General features: G+C 42.2%; 1 protein-coding gene. It reads right to left on the bottom strand.

Annotated features, from left to right (window positions below; genetic code table 11):
• Positions 1-8: 8 nt before the first annotated feature.
• Positions 9-1171, bottom strand: a protein-coding gene (locus tag P20480_RS04335; RefSeq protein ID WP_086007401.1) for an IS3 family transposase whose coding sequence is annotated in 2 segments (ribosomal slippage) — positions 9-916 and positions 916-1171 — 1164 coding nt in all. Because the reading frame shifts where the segments join, the coding sequence is not laid out codon by codon here.
• Positions 1172-1237 lie beyond the last annotated feature (66 nt).

Raw genomic sequence — 1237 nt, 5'->3', positions numbered from 1 at the left:
TGTTGTGGTCAACTAATTCCGGACAGTGAATTAAGTTTTTCTTCTGCTACAGCTGGGGCAACCATTTGATTATAGCTATGTGGTCTGTGCCAGTTATAGTAATTCATCAAATAATAGCTAATATCTTTTTCAGCATCTTGATAATTACTATAACCTAATGATGGAACCCATTCCGTTTTTAAACTTCTAAATAGGCGCTCCATCGGGGCATTATCCCAGCAATTTCCTCGGCGACTCATGCTTTGTTTTATACGGTAACGCCACAGCCTTTGTTGAAACCTTTTGGCGCTGTACTGACAGCCTTGGTCTGAATGAAACATTAGCCCAGATGGCCTGCCCCGTTGCTCGTATGCTCTATTTAATGCTTTAATAACTAAGTTAGTATCAGGCTTATCAGACATTGCCCAGCCAACCACGCGACGAGCAAATAAGTCGATAATAACAGCCAGATAAGACCATTTATTACCCGTCCAAATATAGCTTATATCTCCACACCAAATGTGGTTTGGACCATCAACGTCAAACTCACGATTGAGTATGTTTGGAATGTCTGCTCGCTCCACCGTCGCTAATTTATATGAATGAGGCCCTGGTTGTTTACAGACTAATTCCAGGTCACGCATGATACGGCGTACCTTAAAGACACCAACAGGTAAGTCTGCGTCCTTTAGCATCGCCACCAACGTGCGGCTACCGGCAGCTCCACGACTGAGCGAAAATAACTCATTAATCGTCGACCTAAGTTGCACCTCTTCAAGCTTAATTGATGTCTCACGCTGCTTAAAATCATAAAAGCTCGAACGCGGAACATCAAACACGCTACAGACCATTTCTACAGACTCATGCTCACTTAAATGGCCAATCAACGAATATTGTTCATCTCGTCTGACATTAAGAGAGCGGTAGCCTTTTTTAAAATTGTTTTTTCTCTTTCAAGTCGATTAACTTTAGCTTCAAGCTCCTGAATTTTTTGTTGCTCAGGGGTAAGCGCTTTAGAGTTTGGTGTTGTGCCACCACGCTCATCTTGTAATTGCTTAACCCAGCGACGAAGGGCTGTTTCACCGACTTCTAGTGAGCGAGCAGCTTCTGGGAATGAATATCCTTCATCAAGGACTAATTTTGCTAAATCAAGTTTAAACTCTTGAGAAAAAGAGCGACGTTGTTTTGTCATAGAACACCTCTGTTTGAGTGGTAATAATACCACCTAAATTGGTGTCCGGTTTCATTGAATCACAAC

Source organism: Pseudoalteromonas sp. BSi20480, assembly GCF_000241365.1.
In the GTDB taxonomy this organism is placed as follows: domain Bacteria; phylum Pseudomonadota; class Gammaproteobacteria; order Enterobacterales; family Alteromonadaceae; genus Pseudoalteromonas; species Pseudoalteromonas marina.
This window is presented reverse-complemented; position numbering and strand designations above follow the sequence as displayed.